18 protein-coding genes are annotated in these 17,475 nt (G+C 69.3%); 11 read left to right on the top strand and 7 right to left on the bottom strand.

Features of this window, described 5'->3' with window-relative positions:
* The first annotated feature begins 48 nt into the window (after nt 1-48).
* Genes ribH through GM656_RS07185 form a run of 3 tightly spaced genes read left to right on the top strand, consistent with a single transcriptional unit; the run spans nt 49 to nt 2,126 of the window.
* Nucleotides 49-462, top strand: a complete 414-nt coding sequence (ribH, locus tag GM656_RS07195; RefSeq protein ID WP_162412987.1) for a 6,7-dimethyl-8-ribityllumazine synthase — start codon at nt 49-51, stop codon at nt 460-462.
* A complete protein-coding gene (locus tag GM656_RS07190; protein WP_162412986.1) occupies nt 459-1,619 on the top strand; it encodes a pyridoxal phosphate-dependent aminotransferase in 1,161 nt (386 codons plus the stop codon). The genes ribH and GM656_RS07190 overlap by 4 nt, the downstream gene beginning before the upstream one ends.
* Before the next feature lie 48 nt (nt 1,620-1,667).
* Nucleotides 1,668-2,126: a hypothetical protein gene (locus GM656_RS07185; protein WP_162412985.1), complete on the top strand. Its 459-nt coding sequence runs from the start codon at nt 1,668-1,670 to the stop codon at nt 2,124-2,126.
* A 12-nt stretch (nt 2,127-2,138) separates the two neighbouring features.
* On the opposite strand, the gene GM656_RS07180 is transcribed toward GM656_RS07185, so the two are convergent.
* Entirely contained in the window at nt 2,139-2,567 is a 429-nt protein-coding gene (locus GM656_RS07180) for an adenylyltransferase/cytidyltransferase family protein (RefSeq protein WP_162412984.1), read from the bottom strand.
* On the bottom strand, nt 2,564-3,061 hold the full coding sequence (locus GM656_RS07175) for a Mov34/MPN/PAD-1 family protein (RefSeq protein ID WP_162412983.1): 498 nt from the start codon (nt 3,059-3,061) through the stop codon (nt 2,564-2,566). Before GM656_RS07175 ends, GM656_RS07180 begins: the two co-directional genes overlap by 4 nt.
* Before the next feature lie 93 nt (nt 3,062-3,154).
* Between GM656_RS07175 and GM656_RS07170 the strand changes: the two genes are divergently transcribed.
* Nucleotides 3,155-5,068 carry a DHH family phosphoesterase gene (locus GM656_RS07170; protein ID WP_162412982.1) on the top strand — a complete coding sequence of 638 codons (1,914 nt, stop codon included), beginning with the start codon at nt 3,155-3,157 and terminating at the stop codon, nt 5,066-5,068.
* Nucleotides 5,069-5,086: 18 nt separating this feature from the next.
* Here the strand turns inward: GM656_RS07170 and GM656_RS07165 are convergent, their stop codons facing one another.
* Nucleotides 5,087-6,727 carry a phospholipase D-like domain-containing protein gene (locus GM656_RS07165; protein ID WP_162412981.1) on the bottom strand — a complete coding sequence of 547 codons (1,641 nt, stop codon included), beginning with the start codon at nt 6,725-6,727 and terminating at the stop codon, nt 5,087-5,089.
* A gap of 42 nt (nt 6,728-6,769) precedes the next feature.
* On the bottom strand, nt 6,770-8,041 hold the full coding sequence (locus GM656_RS07160; RefSeq protein WP_162412980.1) for a HEAT repeat domain-containing protein: 1,272 nt from the start codon (nt 8,039-8,041) through the stop codon (nt 6,770-6,772).
* Between the two features lie 129 nt (nt 8,042-8,170).
* On the opposite strand from GM656_RS07160, the gene GM656_RS07155 reads away from it, so the two are divergent.
* Genes GM656_RS07155 through GM656_RS07145 form a run of 3 tightly spaced genes read left to right on the top strand, consistent with a single transcriptional unit; the run spans nt 8,171 to nt 10,922 of the window.
* Entirely contained in the window at nt 8,171-9,817 is a 1,647-nt protein-coding gene (locus GM656_RS07155) for a uracil-xanthine permease family protein (RefSeq protein ID WP_162412979.1), read from the top strand.
* Between the two features lie 6 nt (nt 9,818-9,823).
* Nucleotides 9,824-10,216 (top strand): hypothetical protein, encoded by a 393-nt coding sequence (locus GM656_RS07150; RefSeq protein WP_162412978.1) that lies wholly within the window; start codon nt 9,824-9,826, stop codon nt 10,214-10,216.
* A gap of 49 nt (nt 10,217-10,265) precedes the next feature.
* Nucleotides 10,266-10,922: an AIR carboxylase family protein gene (locus GM656_RS07145; RefSeq protein WP_162412977.1), complete on the top strand. Its 657-nt coding sequence runs from the start codon at nt 10,266-10,268 to the stop codon at nt 10,920-10,922.
* A gap of 37 nt (nt 10,923-10,959) precedes the next feature.
* Here GM656_RS07145 and GM656_RS07140 read toward each other — a convergent pair whose 3' ends face one another.
* A complete protein-coding gene (locus tag GM656_RS07140) occupies nt 10,960-11,496 on the bottom strand; it encodes a cob(I)yrinic acid a,c-diamide adenosyltransferase (protein ID WP_162412976.1) in 537 nt (178 codons plus the stop codon).
* Nucleotides 11,497-11,675: 179 nt separating this feature from the next.
* Between GM656_RS07140 and GM656_RS07135 the strand changes: the two genes are divergently transcribed.
* Nucleotides 11,676-12,725, top strand: coding sequence for a lysylphosphatidylglycerol synthase transmembrane domain-containing protein (locus tag GM656_RS07135; protein ID WP_162412975.1), 1,050 nt, complete (start codon nt 11,676-11,678; stop codon nt 12,723-12,725).
* Between the two features lie 39 nt (nt 12,726-12,764).
* Here the strand turns inward: GM656_RS07135 and msrA are convergent, their stop codons facing one another.
* Nucleotides 12,765-13,433: a peptide-methionine (S)-S-oxide reductase MsrA gene (gene msrA, locus GM656_RS07130; RefSeq protein WP_162412974.1), complete on the bottom strand. Its 669-nt coding sequence runs from the start codon at nt 13,431-13,433 to the stop codon at nt 12,765-12,767.
* Nucleotides 13,434-13,522: 89 nt separating this feature from the next.
* On the opposite strand from msrA, the gene GM656_RS19040 reads away from it, so the two are divergent.
* The 3 genes from GM656_RS19040 to GM656_RS07120 all read left to right on the top strand — a co-directional run bounded on the left by GM656_RS19040 (nt 13,523) and on the right by GM656_RS07120 (nt 14,380).
* Nucleotides 13,523-13,693 carry a DUF7838 family putative zinc beta-ribbon protein gene (locus tag GM656_RS19040; RefSeq protein ID WP_174242945.1) on the top strand — a complete coding sequence of 57 codons (171 nt, stop codon included), beginning with the start codon at nt 13,523-13,525 and terminating at the stop codon, nt 13,691-13,693.
* A 70-nt stretch (nt 13,694-13,763) separates the two neighbouring features.
* Nucleotides 13,764-13,973: a DUF7511 domain-containing protein gene (locus GM656_RS07125; protein ID WP_162412973.1), complete on the top strand. Its 210-nt coding sequence runs from the start codon at nt 13,764-13,766 to the stop codon at nt 13,971-13,973.
* A gap of 38 nt (nt 13,974-14,011) precedes the next feature.
* Complete coding sequence (locus GM656_RS07120; RefSeq protein ID WP_162412972.1) at nt 14,012-14,380, top strand: response regulator; 369 nt, start codon at nt 14,012-14,014, stop codon at nt 14,378-14,380.
* Here GM656_RS07120 and GM656_RS07115 read toward each other — a convergent pair.
* Nucleotides 14,377-17,457: a PAS domain S-box protein gene (locus tag GM656_RS07115; protein ID WP_162412971.1), complete on the bottom strand. Its 3,081-nt coding sequence runs from the start codon at nt 17,455-17,457 to the stop codon at nt 14,377-14,379. The genes GM656_RS07120 and GM656_RS07115 overlap by 4 nt on opposite strands.
* Nucleotides 17,458-17,475 lie beyond the last annotated feature (18 nt).

Below are 17,475 nucleotides of genomic sequence, written 5' to 3'. Positions count from 1 at the left end.
TGAGGACGGAACGGTAGTACTTTATTGACCCCTGCCTCGGTGTGACGTATGGTGCAGCTCGGGCTGGTCATCGCCCAGTACGACAAACACGGGGAGGTCATCGGCGAGATGGAGCGCGGGGCGCGCGAGGCGGCCGCGGACCGCGAGGCGGACATCGTGGACACGGTGTCCGTCCCGGGCTCGTACGACACGCCGCTCGCGGCCGACCGCCTCGCGCGCCGGTCGGACGTCGACGCCGTCGCGGTCCTCGGAGCCATCGTCAGCGGCGACACCGACCACGACGCGGTCATCGGTCACGCCGCCGCCCAGGGGCTGACCGACGTGTCCCTCGACCGCGACACCCCCGTCACGCTGGGCATCATCGGCCCGGGCATGAGCCAGGACGAGGCCGAGGCCCGGACCGACAAGGGTGCTTCGGCCGTCACGAGCGCCATCGAACTCGCCACGGAACTCGAACAATGACTATGGACTTCGCATCCCGCGTCGAACGTGTAGAACCGAGCGCCACGCTCGCGATCAGCAACAAGGCCGCAGAGCTCGAAGCCGAGGGCAAGGACGTCGTCGACCTGAGCGTCGGCGAGCCCGACTTCGACACGCCTGAGAACATCAAGGACGCCGCCAAGGCCGCGCTCGACGCCGGCCACACCGGCTACACCCCCTCGAACGGCATCCCCGAACTCAAGGACGCGCTCGTCGACAAGCTCCACGACGACGGCCTCACTCAGTACGGCGCGGACAACCTCATCGTCACGCCGGGCGGCAAGCAGGCCCTCTACGAGATCTTCCAGACGATCATCGACGGCGATGACGAGGTCGCCCTGCTGGACCCCGCGTGGGTCTCCTACGAGGCGATGGCGAAGCTCGCCGGCGGGACGCTGACCCGCGTCGACACGGCGGCCCACGACTTCCAGCTGGAGGGCGCGCTCGACGACCTCGCCGAGGCCGTCTCCGACGACACCGCGCTCCTCGTCGTCAACTCGCCGGGCAACCCCCACGGCGCGGTGTACTCCCGAGAGGCGATGGAGGGCGTCCGCGACCTCGCCGTCGAGCACGACATCACGGTCATCTCCGACGAGATTTACAAGGAAATTACCTACGACGGCGCGGAGGCCGTCTCGCTCGGCACGCTCGACGGCATGACCGACCGGACGGTCACGCTCAACGGCTTCTCGAAGGCCTACGCGATGACCGGCTGGCGACTCGGCTACTTCGCCGGCCCCGAGGATCTCGTCTCGCAGGCGGGGAAGGTCCACTCCCACTCCGTCTCCTGTGCGGTGAACTTCGTCCAGCACGCCGGCGTCGAGGCGCTCACGAACACCGACGACGCCGTCGAGGAGATGCGCCAGGCCTTCGCCGAGCGCCGCGAGTTCCTCATCGACCTGCTGGAGGAGCGCGGCGTCCGCGTCCCCGAACCGCAGGGCGCGTTCTACATGATGCCGGAAGTCGCCCCCGACGTCGACGACACCGAGTGGTGCGACAGGGCGATCTCCGACGCGCAGGTCGCGACCGTCCCCGGCAGCGCGTTCGGGACGCCGGGCTACGCCCGCTTCTCCTACGCCAACAGCAAGGACCGCCTCGAGGAGGCCGTCGACCGCCTCGCCGCGGAAGACCTGCTCTGAGCCGGCCGTTCCACGAACTGTTTTCACCCCGCCGCCGGAACCGCCGGTATGGTTACTCGGCGTACACTTCTCGCGCTCGCCGCCGGAACCACGCTGGTCGCCGGCTGTCGCTCGCCCGGCGGGGGTTCCGGCGGTTCGCTCTCCGTCGAAACGTCGGGTGCGACCGTCGTGCCGGGCGAGACGGCGACCATCGACGTACAGGCGTCCCTCGTCGGCGTCCTCACCTGGCGGCTGGGCGACGTGCCCGAGAGCTGGCAGATCACCTACGAGAACTTCGAGCCACAGCCGACCGCCGTCCGAGAGTCGTATCCGCCGCAACTGGTCTGGGATCCGGCGGTCGACTCGGTGCGCGGCCAGTTATCGGTCGCCGTCCCGCCGACGGCAGCGCCCGGAACGTACGCGCTCCCCGTCGAAGCGGGCTCCGAAACCACAGACGAGCGGGTCGTCTCGGAGGCGATCATCACCGTCGAGAGCGCGGGAACGCCGACGACGGACCCGTCGGGCTGAGGAGTCGACCCCTCAGTCTCGCTCGTCGAGCACCTTGTCGATGATCCGTCCGGTCGACAGCAGCCGCTCTGCCGCCTCGGCTTCGAGCGGGCTCGCGCGACGAATCTCGCAGTCGAGGCCGCGGGCGGCGAGCGCCGCTTTCAGTTGCTCGTCGTCGTGGTGCTGGTCGTAGCCGAGCGCGATGACGTCCGGTTGAATGCGTTCGATGGGCACGAAGATGTCCTCCGGATGGCCCAGGTGCGCCTCGTCGACGGGCTTGAGCGCGGCGACCATCTCGCGGCGCTGCTCGTCGGGGACCACTGGCTGAGCCTTGTGCGTGACGTTGACCGAGCGGGCGACGATGACGTGGAGTTCGTCGCCCATGTCGGCGGCGTCACGCAGGTAGTGGACGTGGCCCGGGTGGAGAATGTCGAACGTGCCCTGCGCGACGACGCGGGTCACCGGTCGAACTCCTCCTCGCGGAGTTCGGCGTCGATGTCGGACTGGTCGAAGTCGAAGAACGCCTCCTCGGGCGGGTCCACGTCGAGTACCGGCAGTTCGACCTCGTTGCCGTCGTTGTCGAAGGCCTGCCAGTCGTCGCGGCCGTACGGATAGCCCACGATGATGTGCACGTCGCCGCGCCCGAACGTTGCGAGGTCGGCGTCGCTCGGCTTGAGGACGCCGTTCGGGTGCGAGTGGATCGACCCCGCGGCTCGCATGTCGTTCGGCACCATGCTCGTCTTGACGGTCGCGCTCACCGGGTTCGACTGCGTCCCCGGGATGACGAGCACGTCGGTCAGGACCGTCCCGTCCTCGTCGAGCCCGAGCTTGCTGGCGTCATCGCCCCGGAGGAGCCCCATGTACTCGTTGGGATGGGACTCCTCGGAGGCCGCGAGCGCGAACTCGAGGGCCGACTCCGCGATCCCGAGAATCCCGCCCGTTCGGAACAACCCCATACTCACAGTCGGGTCGGCCGCTTTTTACGCGTTGTGTTCGGACCTCCCTCGATTCCGAAGAGTACAAACCGGGGAGCACCGAAGAAACGGCAAATGTCTTCGCCAACTGGCACCGACGACGGTGCCGCGGTCCCCGACGGCGGGACCGTCGTCTACGATCTCGCGGATGAATGTACGGTAGATGATCTCGAAGAGGGCGCACTGTACCACGCAACCGTCAACGGCGTCGTCGAGTACGGCGTGTTCGTCGACCTCTCGGACGCCGTCTCCGGGCTCGTCCACGACTCGAACCTGATCGGCCCCTACGACGTGGGCGACGAGCTCATCGTCGAACTGGGCGAGATCCGCCCCGACGGCGATCTCAGCTTCGAAGAGGTCCGCGTCGACGGCTACGAGGAACAGCACGTCGTCCACGGCGACGCGACGACCGTCGACGACCTCGACGGCGCGACCGGTTCGACCGTCGTCCTCGAAGGCCAGGTCGTCCAGATCAAACAGACCGGCGGCCCGACGGTGTTCCAGGTCCGCGACGAGACCGGCATCGTCCCCTGTGCCGCCTTCGAGGAGGCGGGCGTCCGCGCGTACCCAGACGTAGAGATCGACGACATCGTCCGCGTCTCGGGCCGGGCCGAGGAGCGCGACGACGGCCTCCAGATCGAGGCCGACTCGCTTTCCGTCCTCTCCGGCGACGCGGCCGCCGACGTGGCGGCCGACCTCGACGCGGCGCTCGAAGCGGCCGCCGAGCCGGCCGACGTGGAACCGCTCGTCGAGTGGCCCGCCTTCGAGAAGCTGTGGGACGACCTCCGAGAGGTCGCGACCGAACTCCGCAAGACGGTGCTCTCGGGCCGCCCGATCCGGATGCGTCACCACGCCGACGGCGACGGTCTCTGTGCGAGCGTCCCGCTGCAGGTCGCCCTGGAGTCGTTCATTGCCTCGCAGTACGAGGACGACAGCGCGCCCCAGCACCTCCTCAAGCGCCTCCCGAGCAAGGCCCCCTACTACGAGATGGAGGACGTGACGCGGGACCTCAACTTCGCGCTGGAGGACCGCACTCGCCACGGCCAGAAGCTCCCCATGCTGCTGATGCTCGACAACGGCTCGACCGAGGAGGACACGCCCGCCTACCGGAACCTCCGGCACTACGACATCCCGGTCGTCGTCGTCGACCACCACCACCCGGACCCCGAGGCCGTCGAGCCGCTCATCGAGCAGCACGTCAACCCCTACCTCCACGACGAGGACTACCGCATCACCACGGGCATGCTCTGTGTCGAACTCGCCCGGATGATCGACCCCGACCTCACGGACGACCTCACGCACGTCCCCGCCGTCGCCGGCCTCTCGGACCGCTCCGAGGCCGAGGCGATGCGGGACTACGTCGACCTGGCGAGCGAGCAGGGCTACGACGAGAGCGACCTGCGCGACATCGGCGAGGCGCTCGACTACGCCACCCACTGGCTGCGCTACAGCTCCGGCGAACAGCTCATCACCGACGTGCTGAACGTCGACTGCGACGACCGGGAGCGCCACGAGGAAGTCGTCGACTTCCTCGCCGAGCGCGCCGAGCGCGACGTGGGCGACCAGCTCGACGCCGCGATGAGCCACGTGGACCACGAGCGACTCGACAACGGCGCGCACCTCTACACCATCGACGTGGAGAATCACGCCCACCGCTTTACCTACCCCGCGCCCGGCAAGACCACCGGTGAGATCCACGACCGGAAGGTCGCCGAGACGGGCGACCCCGTCATCACCATCGGCTACGGCCCCGACTTCGCCGTCCTGCGCTCGGACGGCGTCCGGCTCGACATCCCGCGGATGGTCACCGAACTCACCGAGGAGGTCGACGGCGGCGGCGTCTCCGGCGGCGGTCACCTCGTCGTCGGCTCCATCAAGTTCGTGAAGGGCATGCGCGAGACGGTCATCGACGCGCTCGTCGAGAAGATGGCGGAGGCCGAAATCGACGAGGAGCTCGGCAGTTCGACGGCGCTCCCCGAGGAAGTGTAGGCCTGCAGCCGTCCGTTCTCATGGTTCGAACCGCACCCGCCGAGCGGCGAGCCCGGCGACGACGAGCACGCCGGCGACGGCGGCGGCGAGACCGATCGGGAAGCCGACGCCGCCCCCGCCGGCCCAGTCGGCGTCGAACACCTCGTCGAAGTACGCGGCCGCATCCGGGCCGTGGAGGACGAGGAGGACCTCGCGGTTCGTCGTCGCCGCTTGCTCGTTCCAGTTGAGGCTCCCGACGACGACGCGCTCGCCGTCGACGACGGCCCCCTTCGCGTGGACCTTCTCGTACCGTCCCTCCGGGTCGGCCAGTTTGGCAGAGAGCGGCGCGTCCCGACGGTCCGCCCAGTCCCGAAACCGCTCGACGGTGCGGCGGTTTTCCTCGCGGACGTACCACGCGTCGCTCAGGAGCAGGCGGACCTCCACGCCGCGCGAGGCCGCCCGCCGGAGCGCGCGGAGCAGGGGACTGTCCCAGTCGCCGACGGTGGGCTGGATCACGTCGACGGAGTCGTTCGCCCGGTCCAGGGTCGCGACGAGTTCGCCCTGCGCGTTGTCCGGCGTGACCAGCAGGTCCGTCCGGCGGACGGACACCGACTCAGCGCTGAATTCGGTCGGATACGAACCGGTGGCCTGCTCGCCGCGTTCGAACCGCCGACCCCGCCGATAGCGCTCCCACGCCACGCTATCGCGCCACTCCGCGTCCGCGCGGAAGGTCGCCGCGAGGCCCTCGACGATTCGCGGCTGTTCGGTGACGACGCCCCAGCCGCGACTGCTGTTGCCGCCGGTCCCCGCGGGCTTCCAGTTCTCGGTCAGGACCACCGCCCGGCCGTCCGCGACGGCGTACTTCGCGTGGTGGTAGCTGTACCGGGCCCGCGGTCCCGAAACGAGACGGACCGGGACGCCCGCGTCGGTCAGTCGGTCGAGCGCCCGGGCCTCCGCGGCGGTTCGCGTGCCGACGGGTTCGCCTTCGAGCAGGACGCGGACGGTCGCTCCGCGCTGCTTCGCGTCGATCAGCGCGTCCGCCACGCGCGCGGAGGAGAGCGTGTAGCCAGCCAGCAGGACGCGCTCGTCGGCGTTCCGTATCGGCTCGAGCGGCGCGCCTGTTGCATCGGGAAGCACGAAGGTTCGGACCTCGCCACCGGGCGCGCTCACGACGGGCCGGTCCGTCGCGCCGAGCGGCCGCCAGCGGACGGCCGAGCCGTTCACGACGCCGAGTTCGCCCTCGCTGGCGTCCGAGTACCGAACGGCGTCGACGGTTCGCTCACCGCGCAGCAGTCGAATCCGCTCGCCGCCGTTTGCCAGCGCGAGGTGCCCGTCCACGCCGACGACCCGGCTGTCCGTGAGCCGTCGCGTGTGGTTCGGCGCGGTCGAGACGACGACGCGGCCGGTGGCGGTCGCGTTCGGGAGCGACACCGTTCCGTCGCCGTCGGAGAGCCGATATTCGTCAAGCGCCGTGTCGGACGGGATCGAGAGGACGACGAACTCGCCGCGGTCGCCGCCGGCGACCGGATCGGGATACACTGCGGCTATCGCGGGCGCTTCGGGTACGGCAGTCGCGGCCGGAGCGTCAGCCGCCGGGAGCGGCGTCGACGCAGTCGCGGCGACCGGGGAGCACGCGACGAGTGCGAGCAGACAGCAGACGAGCGGGGCGGGCGGTCGCATCGGGGCGTCTGGCCGCCCGCCGGTACAAAAAGGTTCGCGCGATCAGACGCCGGAGGCCTTCTCGGCCTCGGCCTGGACGAGGTAGGCGCGGTCGTCGGCGTACCTGGCGGCCTCGTCGAGGGCGTCCTCGGTGCCGATCTGGCGGAGCGCCCACGCCGCGGAGGCCCGGACGGAGTCGCTGTCGTCGGCTTCGAGCACGTCCGCGAGCGGCTCGACGGCGCGGGTGTCGCCGAGCAGACCGAGCGAGCGAGCCGCAGAGGACCGGATCTCGGCCTCGTCGGCGTCGAGGCGATTCGCGACCGGCTGGACGGACTCCTCGCTCCCGATGGCCCCGAGCGCGCGCAGGGTGACCTTCTGGAGCGCCGGGTCGCCGTCGCCGTCGATGTAGTCGTGGAGCGTCTCGGCCGCGCGCTCGTCGCCGATCTTGCCGAGCACCGAAATAGGCCCCTTCTCCCGTTTCTGGGCGCGCTGGTGCATGGCGTCGAAGGCCGCCTCCGCGTCGCTCCCGAGGTGGTACAGCAGGTCGACCATGTACTCCTCGAAGAACTCCGAGCCCATGTTCTCGTAGGCGTAGAGGACCTCTTCGAGGTCGCCCTCCTCGGCGTGGAGCTTCGCGGCGTTCCACTCCGGCGGGAAGTCCTTGCGGTTCTCGTTGTTCAGCACGTCGTAGAATCCCCGGGAGTCCAGTTTCTCCTGGACGGTGAGGTCGTCCCAGACCTCGGCCTCCTCGAGGCCCGTCTCCAGCGCCTCGGCGGCCTCCAGCAGGCCTTCGATGGTCTCCGTGTCCTCGTCGGGGTCGAGGTCCGCGGCCTCGACGGCGTCGGCGACCGTTCCGAGCGCGTCGGCGGCGGCGACGAAGTCACCGCCCGTGTCGGCGTCGTGGTCGACGTACTCCGCGGACGCGTCGAGGAAGTCCTCGACGGCGTCCTGGGCTTCCTGCTCGCCGTCCTCGGTCCACTCGCTTTCGGTGACGGTGGTCTGGGCCTCGGTGACGATGTCGACGACGTCCTCGGCGTAGGGGCCGCGCTGGGATTCGAGGTCGTCGCGGAGATCCGAGAGCCGCGACTCCAGTTCCTCGCGGGGGTCCTCGGCGTCCTCGTCGTCCTCGTCGGGTTCGGGCAGGTCGGCGGCCTCGAGGTCGCTCTCGACCTCGTCGAGCGTCGCTTCGACCTCGTCGAGGTCCGCTTCCGTCTCGGCGGCGTCCAGGGCCTCGCTGGCCTCGTCGAGCCGCGATTCGAGTGCCTCGCTACTGACGTCCTCGCCGGCGTCCTCGGCAGGGGCGTCCTCGTCGGTCTCGTCGTCCCCGTTGCTCATGTACGCAGATGTGTCGGTCCGGGCTAAGAGCGTTTTCCTTTCCGTATGACGGTCCGAACGCGTGAGGGGCGGCCGATCCAACTGGCAAGAGATTTCAGGGGGCACTGCCACGGTCCCTGTAGTTGGCATATGGGTTCCGACAGCGCGGACGATTTCGAGGAGGTTGAGAAGGGCTTCACGCCGGAGGGGCCGGACGCCGCGGGCGAGGCGTCGGCCGCCGGGTTCGTGGAGTACGGCATCGAGGACAGACCGCCGAGGGGCGAGTCGATACTGCTCGGCGTCCAGCACTACCTGACGATGATCGGCGCGTCGGTCGCGATTCCCCTCGGTCTCGCGGGCGCGATGGGGATGTTCGAGGCCGCACCGGGCCAGGTCGGTCGTCTCATCGGCACGTTCTTCGTCGTCTCGGGCATCGCGACGCTTGCCCAGACGACCATCGGGAACCGCTATCCCATCGTCCAGGGCGGGACGTTCTCGATGCTCGCACCGGGACTGGCTATCATCGGCGTGCTGGCCCAGCAGGGCGCGGACTGGCAGACCATGCTCGTCGAACTGCAGGGCGCGGTCATCGTCGCCGGCGTCGTCGAGATGCTCATCGGCTACTCCGGCCTGATGGGGAAACTGAAGCGCTACATGGGGCCGGTCGTCATCGCGCCCGTCATCGCGCTCATCGGCCTCGCGCTGTTCAACGTCCCGCAGATAGCGAACCCGAACTTCGGCGCGCCCGGGACCGGCCAGAACTGGTGGCTCCTCGGTCTCACGATGCTCGCCATCGTCGTCTTCTCGCAGTACCTCGACAGGCGCCACCGGGCGTTCAAACTGTTCCCCGTGCTCCTCGGCATCGCCGTCGCGTGGGGCGTCGCCGCCGTCCTCTCGGTGACCGGCGTGTTCGCCGAGGGATCGGTGAGCTACGTCGCGCTCGGGAGCGTCACCAGCGCACCCCTGCTCCAGCCCGTCTACCCCTTCCAGTGGGGCCTGCCGCAGTTCACCCCGGGCTTCGTCGTCGGCATGATGGCGGGGATGCTGGCCTCCGTCGTCGAGAGCTTCGGCGACTACCACTCCGTCGCTCGCATCGCCGGCAAGGGCGCACCGAGCGCGAAGCGCATCGACCACGGCATCGGGATGGAGGGCGTCGGCAACGTCTTCGCCGGCGTCATGGGCACCGGGAACGGGTGCACGTCTTACACCGAGAACGTCGGGGCCATCGCCATCACCGGCGTCGCCTCCCGCTACGTCGTCCAGATCGGCGCGGCGGTGATGATTCTCGTCGGCTACTTCGGCCCGATGGGCGAACTGTTCGCGACGATCCCCGCCCCCATCATCGGCGGTCTCTACATGGTGATGTTCGGACAGATCGCCGCGGTCGGGCTCTCGCAGTTGAAGTACGTCGACCTCGACGCGAACCGCAACGTCTTCATCGTCGGGTTCGCCCTCTTCGCCGGCCTCGCCGTCCCCGAGTACATGAGCCAGGTCGGACAGGGCCTCGACGCGTCGGGCGCGACGGCGCTCCAGCAGGGCCTCGCCGGCGTGCCGGTCCTCGGCGCGGTGCTCGGGACCGACGTTGTCGCGACGACGCTGTTCGTCGTCGGCGGCACCGGCATGGTCGTCGGCGGCGTCGTCGCGTTCGTCCTCGACAACACCATTCCCGGCACCCGCGAGGAGCGCGGCCTCAGCGCGTGGGCGGAACTCACCGAGGACGACGAAGCGTTCGTGTCGGCGGTCGACCGACTGCGCGGCCGCGGCGGCGACCGCCCCCGCGTCCCGGGTGACGACTGAGACGAGATGCCCGAGGAGAGCGAGGCGGTGTACGTCGGTTCCCTCCGGCGCGGCGGCCGCATCACCGTCACGACCGACCGCGTACTGGTCGACAGGCCCGCGGCGGAATCCGTCACCGTCCCCCTGACGGGCGTCGTCGACGTGACGCTACAGGACGTCGACTGGTTCCTCGCGGTGATGAGCCTCGGTCTCGTCGGGTTCGGCCTCGCCTCTGTCGGGCGAAATCTCCTCCTGGCAGGACTGTTCGTGGTCGCCGGCCTCGTCAGCACGGCCCTCACCTACCGCAAGCGCGGGTCCCTCAGAATCAGCGTCTCGGGCGAGACGCGCCCGCTCAGGCTGTTTCCCGCCGATCCGGAGGCGTGTTACGACGCGCTCGAATCGGTCCTGGCCGAGGACTGACGAGCGGAAATCGCCTACACTTACGCCCCCGCCGGTCTGACGCCCTCGTATGACGCCCGACAGCGTCCAGTCGCTCATCGACCAGTTGCGCGAGGAAGCCGAGATGGATCGCCCGAACGACCTGACGCCGGACGTGGGCATCGTCATGGGGTCGGACTCGGACCTGGCGACGATGGCCGGCGGGAAGGGCAAGCGGCCGGGGGCCTACGCCGCGCTCGCCGACGAACTCGGCTTCGAGGAACAGACCGACTACGCCGACGCGCCGGACGCCCGGTTCACCTTCGAAACGTTCGTCTGCTCGGCCCACCGGACGCCCGAACTGATGTACGCCTACGCCGAGACCGCCGCCGACCGGGGCGTCGACGTGATCATCGCCGGCGCGGGTGGGAAGTCAGCCGACCTGCCGAACATGACCGCGAGCATCGCCTATCCGCTGCCGGTCATCGGCGTCCCCGTCCAGGAGAAGTCCGTGGACTCGGTCATCGGGATGCCACAGGGCGCGCCCATCACCGCCGTCGACGCAGGCAAGTCGTTCAACGCCGCGCTCTCGGCCGCCCAGATCCTCGCCCGCCAGCACGACGAACTGCGCGACCGGCTGGTCTCGTACCACGAGGCGCTCCAGACCGAGGTCGGCGAGGTGTCGCGCGACCTCCACGAACTCGGGACGCCCGGTTTCAAGGACGCGTACTGGGAGCGAGAAGAGTAGCCCGCTGGCCGGGCTGGACTGCGTGGCGGCGGCTCGCTCAGTACTCGGGGTTCTCCTCGCGGACGCCCTCGCGCTTGTTGACGAGGCGGGCCAGTGTGAACAGCGCGTCCGAGAGCCGATTGAGGTAGACGATGGCCGCCTCGTTGACGCCGGCCTCCTCGGCCGCGAAGGAGACGCAGCGGCGCTCTGCGCGGCGACAGACGGCCCGCGCGTGGTGGAGCTTCGCCCCGGGCTCGGAGCCCGACGGGAGGATGAACGACTCCAGGGGGTCCAGTTCGGCGTCGGCGTCGTCGATGAACGCCTCCAGCGAATCGACGTGGGACTCGTCGATCTGCGGGTCGTCCTCCTCCGGGCTCGGGTTGGCGAAGTCGGCCTGGACGATGTGGAGGTGGTTCTGTATCTCGCGCAGTTTCTCGTCGATGTCGTCGTACCCGGTCGGTCTGACGACGCCCACCAGCGCGTTCACCTCGTCGACGGTCCCGTAGGCTTCGATGCGGCGGCTGTCTTTCGACACCCGCTCCATGGTCCGGAGGTCGGTCTGGCCCTGGTCGCCGCGACCGGTGTAGATTGTCATAGACGGAAGTGGCACTGCCAGCGTCTTATAGGCGTGGGCGAATGATTGGGGGGCGCGTGATGCAGCGGCCAGCGCTCCCGAGACAGGGCCGGGCCGCGCGGGCAACCGGCCGCAGTCTCGCCGGTCCGTCCCGCGGCGTGAACCAGACTTATCTCGCTCCCGGACGGCTGTCGAAGGGAATGGCCCTCCGACGGTGGCGACTGGTGGCTTCGGCCCTGCTGGCGTGCGCGCTCCTGGCGGGGTTTCTCTGGCTGGTCGACCTGCCTCGGCTCGGGGCGGCTCTCCGCGGAACCGACCTCTCGGTGTTCGCCCTCGGCGTCGTCGTGACGGCGTTCGGAGCGGTGGCGTGGAGCGAGTCCCAGCGGCACCTCCTCGCGGCGTCCGGCGCGACCCTGTCGCCGTGGCGGAACTTCGTCGTGTTCTCCCTGGGGCTGCTCACGAAGCAGATCCTGCCGATGGGACACGCCCTCGGGACCGCCGTCGTCGCCTACGGCGTGGGGACGGAACTGGACCGCCCCTACGTCGAGAACCTCGCGCCGGTGACGGTCACCGAACTGCAGTCGCTGCTCGCCTCGCTCTGTCTGGCCGGAGTCGGGTTCGGCTACGTCGTCGTCACCCTTCCCTGGACGCCGGGGCTCCGGTCGCTCGGGTCCGTCCTCGCCGTCGTCGGCGGCGGGACGCTGCTACTGGCCGTCACCCTCTGGTACCGCCGACGTGTCGTCGGGCGGACGCTGCTGGCGGTCGCCGCGCTCGTCCAGGCGACCGTTGGGCGGGTGTCCCCGACGGTGTACCGGGCGGCCCGACCCGAGGCGCTCGCCGCCGAGGTCGAGAAGTTCTACGCGACGGTCGGTGCGGTGGCTGGCGACCGCCAGCGGGTCCTGCTCGGGTTCGCGTGGGCGCTCGTCGGCTGGGTCGCGTTCAGCGTTCCTCTGGTGACGAGCGCGGCGGCGCTCGGGACGACCGTCCCCGTCGCCGTCGCGCTCTTCGTCGTTCCGATGGCCGGCTTCGCGTCGCTCGCACCTGTCCCGGGCGGACTCGGTGGCGTCGAACTCGTCATGACGGGACTGGTGATCGCCGTGAGCGGCCTCGATCCGACGCTCGCGGCGGGCGTCACGCTCCTCTATCGGCTCTGTACCTACTGGCTCGTCGTGCTCTGCTGTGGCGGTATCGTCGCCGCGTTCGGCACGACCCCGCGAGCGGCGCTGCGGGCGGTCGCCCGACGCGGCTGAGGTCCACCACTCGCCGGTCGGTTCACCGCCCGTCGCCACTCAGAGCCGCCGCCGAACTTCGGACAGGGCGGCCGGCGTGAGGTCCAGCGCGGCGAAGACCGCGTCGCGCTGGTCGGAATCTCCGTGGCCCGCGAGGAAGCCGTTGAGCCGCGCGGCGACCGTCGAATCCACGAACGCGTCGCCGTAGACGCCTTCGAGCTCGTCTGCGACGACCGGCGTCGACCGGAGCTCGTACTTCTGGTGGTAGTCCTCGGCCAGGTAGAAGCGGTCCAGCGACTCGACGGCCGTCTCGACCGCTTTCCCCGTCCTCGATTCGAGGGCCTCACGCGAGTCTTCGGCGACCTCGCGCTGGGGCTCGTCGTGGGTCAGGACGACGCCGCGGTACTGGCGTTTGTGCGGGGCAGAAAAGGGGGCGTGGTTCGCCCAGAACACGTCCAGCAGGTCCGAATACGAGAGTCTGTCGGGGTCGTACTCGATCTGGACGACCTCGGTATGGTCGCCCAGCGAGTAGTAACTGGGATCGGCGTCGGTCCCGCCGGCGTAGCCGACGCGCGTCCGGACGACGCCGTCCATCGCCCCGAATCGGGCGTCCGGCCCCCAGAAACAGCCCATCCCGAACGTCGCCGTCTCGGTGCGCTCGGGCGGCGGGGCGTCGGCGTCCAGGGCGAAGGCCGTCGGATTGCCGGGTTCGTACGCTGGCGCGGTCATAGCCCGGCTTCGGGCCGGAGCCGTTTGCCTGCTTCGGCGGCGCGAGCGGAACCGGGAAATTCAATTGCCCCCGAGCGAAACGTCAGGGCATGAGCCTGGAACTCGAACACTACTGCCCCGAATGCGAAGAGTACCGCGACTTCTGGAAGGTCGCCAGCACGACGATGCACTTGGGCACGAAGGTCAAGTGGCACTGCCCGGAGTGCGACTACGGGTTCGTCCGCATCGACGGTGAGGTCGACACCGGACAGACGGCGTAGCTCTCCGTACCGATATAGAGAGCTCTTAGCAGCTGTTTTACATGCGCCCGGTGTGGCTCCGGACACATCGATGAGCCTCGATCCGGACGCGGCCGACGCGACAGATTCGGCACCCGACCACCCGGAAACGCCCCCGACGCTGTCGATGACCGTCGTCGAGTATTCCGGCGAACCAGACCGGTGTACCGTCTCGCCGGAGGGGCTGTCGGGGCTCGCCCGGCTCTCGACGTGGATCACCGTCGACCGGTCGGTCGTCGTCGACCTGTCCTCGATGCGCTGACCGAGAGTTTTTACCGCGGTGTCTCGCACCTAGTTGTAATGAGCATCGAGGTGTTACTGGTGGACGAAGACGCGGACGTGCTGGAGATCGTCGGCACATTTCTCGGGCAGGAAGACGGGTTCGAGGTCACGAGCGAGACGGACCCGGAGGCGGCGCTCGAACGGGTCTTCGAGGAGGAGTTCGACGCCGTCGTGAGCGACTACAAGATGCCGCGCCTGGACGGTGTCGAGCTCTGTAGCGCCATTCGAGAGCGCGGACAGTCGATCCCGTTTCTGCTGTTTACCGCTCGCGAGCGCGAGGACGTGGCGGACGTGGCCGCCGAGAACGGTGTCACGGCCGTCGTCCAGAAGGGGACCGGCACGGAGCAGTACAGCGTCCTCGCCGACCGCATCCGCGACGAAGTCTAGACGTCCGTCCGTGGCACTTCGAGCGTGACGACCGTGCCGTCGTCGTCGCCGCCGTCGAACGACACGGTGCCGCCGTACGTCTCCGTTACCCAGATGACGAGCCACAGCCCAAGCCCGCTGCCGTGACGGAGTTGCGTGATCGGTTCGTCGCCCGTCACTACGTCGAGCTCCTGTCGCGGAATCCCCGGCCCGTCGTCGGCGACGGTGATGCGAACGGTCCGGTCGGACGCCTCGACGCCGACGCGAACGGTCGGATCGGTCCCGCCGTGTTCGATGCTGTTTTCGACGAGTTCGGAAAGCACACGGTGCAGTCTCCCGTCCGCCGCCGGGACCGACGTCGACGGGAGCGCCGTCTCGATGCGCGCGCCGAACTCCTCGCGGCAGGCGTCGACGACCCGCCGCGCGGTCGTCGGCACGTCCACCGGGTCCGCCCCGAACCGGTCGCGGCGGACCGACCGCTCGATCTCGCGGGCGCGCTGGCTCAGCGCCGCCACCTCTTCGGCTTTCCCCTGCAAGCGGTCGAGAATCGCCAGCAGCTCGTCGTCATCGATGCGCTCGTCAAGCGCGTCTGCCATGCCGAGGACGACCGTGAGGTCGTTGCGAAGATTGTGCCGGAGCACGCGGTTGAGGACCTTCAGCCGGCGCTCGCGCTCGCGTTGCTCCGTGATGTCGGTGTAGATACCGAACCCGCGGACTCGGTCGTCGTCCCGGCTGTAGGGGACCCCCCTGAAGAGGAAGTCCCGGAAGCCCGTCTCGGTCATGAGCCGCACCTCGGCCTGGAGCGGGTCTCCGTCGGTCGAGCACTCGTCGAACCGCGGGAGATCGTCGCGCGAACCGGTGTCTGGCGGCCGGAGGAGATCCGAGAGCCGCCGGTCGACGGCCGCGTCGGGATCGTGGCCGAACACGTCCGCGAACGCCGGATTGACCGACCTGACGAACTGCGCGTCGCCGACGGTCTCGGTCTCGACGACCGCGTCGGGGAGCGTGTCGAACAGGTACGAGAACCGGTCGCGCTCGTCCGCCAGTTCCGCGCGGGCCCGCTTGAGGTCCGTCAGATCTCGAACGACGCCGACGGTCCCCTGGAACTGCCCGTCGTCGAGCAGTGACACTTCGATCTCCGCGGGCCGCTCGGATCCGTCGGCCGTCTCCAGCGTCGTCTCGAGTTCGATGAGGCCCGGGTCGTCGCTGCCGCGGAGCTCCCGGATCTGGCGCTCGAACGCGTCGACGGCCGACTCGTCCAGGACCTCACGCGGATGGGCGCCGACGAGCGACGCTCGCTCGAAGCCCAGGTACTCCGCGAGGGGTTCGGTGACCAGCTGGAAGCGGCCGTCGGCGTCGAGGACGTACACCATGTCGCGGACGTTCTCGACGACGGACTCGTACCGGAGCAGACGCGTCTCGCGCTCGACACGGTCGAACGCGGCCGCGGCGTTCGACGCCAAGATCTCCGCGACGGACACGTCGGCGTCGTCGAACGTCCCGTCGGTCGACCCCACGCTCAGAACGCCGTGGTCACCGAGCGGGACGTACATGGCCGCCGAGATGTCGTCATCGTCGAACGTCTCCACCCGGTCGAAGTCGTCGACGATGGTCGACTCGCCGCGCTGGAACGTCTCGCCGGGAAAGCCCTCGTCGGCGCCGTACACCGGCCGCGTCGGCAGCCCGTCGGACCCGGCGACCGGCCGGAGCGTGTCGGTGCCCTCGTCGTAGAGCCTGACCAGACAGAGGTCGAACCCGAGGTCCGACTGGGCCGCCTCCCTGACCGTCTCCGCGACCGCCTCGGGCGTTCGGGCCTGCATCAGCGAACGCGTCGTATCGAGCAGGGCCGACAGCGCCTCGTCGCGTTCCTTCCGGGCCGTGATGTCGCGGATGACTCCCGCCGTCCCGGCGAACCGCTCCTCGTCGCCGTACAGGAGCGTCATGTGGTCCTCGGCGGGGAGCGACTCGCCGGAGGCCGCCTGCACTTCGAGTTCGAATGTCGCCTCGTCGTCGCGATCCTCGAAAATCATCTCGCGGACGATTCGCTCCGCCCGCTCGACGACCGCGTCGTTCTTGATGAAGCTCGTGTGCGAGCCGAGCAGTTCCGCTTCGGCGTAGCCCGTGAGGTCGGTCATGGCCTGATTGACGAACTCGAAGTACCCCTCGGAGTCGAGCGCGTAGACGCCGTCGTCGACCGCCTCGATGATGTCCTCGTAGCGTTCGAGTTCGCGCTCGCGCTGTCGCCGCTCTAGCTCGCGGCTCACCCACTCGACGAGCAGTTCGAGAAACGCCTCTTCGGTGTCGGAAAACGGTTCCTGGTTCGGAGTCTCCTCGGCGAAACAGAGCGTCCCGTACGGCTCCCCGTCGACCGTGATACGGCCGCCGAGGTAACAGGCGATGCCGCTCTGGCGATACGTGTCTTCCCACCCCTCCGCGACGGCGTCGACGATGGCGTAGCTGTCGCCGGTCTCCATCACCGCCCGGCAGTAGGTCGCTTCGAGCGGCGTTTCAAGGCCCTGTTTCAGGCCCGGCCGATCACCGACCGCCGTCACGATCTCGTGTGTCCCGTCCTCGATTCGGCTCAGGTAGCCGAACGAGAGGTCGAACCGACGGAGGCCGATTTCGAGGGCCCGTTCGACGGTCTCACGCTCGCTGACGCCCGCCTCGGTCGCCAGCAGTGTCAGGTCCTGGAGGACCTCGTTGTTGGCTCGAAGCGTCCGCTCCCGAGCGGTTCGGTCGGCGGCGATTCCCCCGACGACCTCCACGAGCCGGTCGAACGGGTCGGCCTCGCTCCGGGGGACGTACTCGGTCACGTCGTGTCGGGTGGCCCGGGCGGCGACGACGCCGTCCGGCTCCGCCGTACAGAGCACGACCGGAAGGTCCGGTCGCCGCTCGCGTATCGACGCCAGCGCATCGATCCCCGTCTCGGTCCCCGGTCTGTGCTCACACACGACGCCGTCGTAAGTCTCCGAGGTCAGCTCCGACAGCGCGTCCGCGGCCGTGGTGACCGACGTAACCGAGGCCGAATCGTGCTCGGGCCCGCGACCCGCATCACCGGGGTCGGGACCCACGTACAGCAGCCGAAGCGTATCGGTCATGAAATCCGGATACCTCTC

It is taken from the genome of Haloarcula salina (genome assembly GCF_010119195.1).
GTDB lineage: Archaea > Halobacteriota > Halobacteria > Halobacteriales > Haloarculaceae > Haloarcula > Haloarcula salina.
Note: the sequence above shows the minus strand (reverse complement) of the source record. Positions and strands in the feature narration are given on the sequence as shown.

Excerpts from the sequence above, each read along its gene's own strand:
- msrA (WP_162412974.1), bottom strand. The coding sequence starts at position 13,433 with ATGACCGCGCCAGCGTACGAACCCGGCAATCCGACGGCCTTCGCCCTG.
- GM656_RS07120 (WP_162412972.1), top strand. The coding sequence starts at position 14,012 with ATGAGCATCGAGGTGTTACTGGTGGACGAAGACGCGGACGTGCTGGAG.
- GM656_RS07160 (WP_162412980.1), bottom strand. The coding sequence starts at position 8,041 with ATGAGCAACGGGGACGACGAGACCGACGAGGACGCCCCTGCCGAGGAC.
- GM656_RS07145 (WP_162412977.1), top strand. The coding sequence starts at position 10,266 with ATGACGCCCGACAGCGTCCAGTCGCTCATCGACCAGTTGCGCGAGGAA.
- GM656_RS07135 (WP_162412975.1), top strand. The coding sequence starts at position 11,676 with ATGGCCCTCCGACGGTGGCGACTGGTGGCTTCGGCCCTGCTGGCGTGC.
- GM656_RS07140 (WP_162412976.1), bottom strand. The coding sequence starts at position 11,496 with ATGACAATCTACACCGGTCGCGGCGACCAGGGCCAGACCGACCTCCGG.
- GM656_RS19040 (WP_174242945.1), top strand. The coding sequence starts at position 13,523 with ATGAGCCTGGAACTCGAACACTACTGCCCCGAATGCGAAGAGTACCGC.
- GM656_RS07170 (WP_162412982.1), top strand. The coding sequence starts at position 3,155 with ATGTCTTCGCCAACTGGCACCGACGACGGTGCCGCGGTCCCCGACGGC.
- GM656_RS07175 (WP_162412983.1), bottom strand. The coding sequence starts at position 3,061 with ATGGGGTTGTTCCGAACGGGCGGGATTCTCGGGATCGCGGAGTCGGCC.
- GM656_RS07155 (WP_162412979.1), top strand. The coding sequence starts at position 8,171 with ATGGGTTCCGACAGCGCGGACGATTTCGAGGAGGTTGAGAAGGGCTTC.
- GM656_RS07190 (WP_162412986.1), top strand. The coding sequence starts at position 459 with ATGACTATGGACTTCGCATCCCGCGTCGAACGTGTAGAACCGAGCGCC.
- ribH (WP_162412987.1), top strand. The coding sequence starts at position 49 with ATGGTGCAGCTCGGGCTGGTCATCGCCCAGTACGACAAACACGGGGAG.
- GM656_RS07115 (WP_162412971.1), bottom strand. The coding sequence starts at position 17,457 with ATGACCGATACGCTTCGGCTGCTGTACGTGGGTCCCGACCCCGGTGAT.
- GM656_RS07150 (WP_162412978.1), top strand. The coding sequence starts at position 9,824 with ATGCCCGAGGAGAGCGAGGCGGTGTACGTCGGTTCCCTCCGGCGCGGC.
- GM656_RS07125 (WP_162412973.1), top strand. The coding sequence starts at position 13,764 with ATGAGCCTCGATCCGGACGCGGCCGACGCGACAGATTCGGCACCCGAC.
- GM656_RS07185 (WP_162412985.1), top strand. The coding sequence starts at position 1,668 with ATGGTTACTCGGCGTACACTTCTCGCGCTCGCCGCCGGAACCACGCTG.
- GM656_RS07165 (WP_162412981.1), bottom strand. The coding sequence starts at position 6,727 with ATGCGACCGCCCGCCCCGCTCGTCTGCTGTCTGCTCGCACTCGTCGCG.